Origin of the sequence: Paenibacillus sinopodophylli (assembly GCF_005930355.1) — a bacterium.
GTDB lineage: Bacteria > Bacillota > Bacilli > Paenibacillales > Paenibacillaceae > Pristimantibacillus > Pristimantibacillus sinopodophylli.
Window position 1 is genome coordinate 1 of the sequence record NZ_VDBO01000081.1, and the last position, 302, is coordinate 302.

The following is a 302-nucleotide window of genomic DNA, read 5'->3' on the forward strand; positions in this document are numbered from 1 at the left end:
AGAAGCGAGGCGACTGCGGGTTTGGAGCAGCGCGAGGCGGCGAAGCGGGCCGAAGCGGTGAGGCAGGAAGCGGAGAGAAGCGAGGCGACTGCGGGTTTGGAGCGGCGCGAGGCGGCGAAGCGGGCCGAAGCGGTAAGGCAGGAAGCGGAGAGAAGCGAGGCGACTGCGGGTTTGGAGCGGCGCGAGGCGGCGAAGCGGGCCGAAGCGGTAAGGCAGGAAGCGGAGAGAAGCGAGGCGACTGCGGGTTTGGAGCAGCGCGAGGCGGCGAAGCGGGCCGAAGCGGTGAGGCAGGAAGCGGAGAG

Annotated in this window: 1 pseudogene; it reads left to right on the forward strand. The window is 70.5% G+C overall.

Going from position 1 to position 302, the window contains the following annotated elements:
• Positions 1–302, forward strand: a pseudogene (locus FGT79_RS31535) (hypothetical protein); the annotation flags it as partial.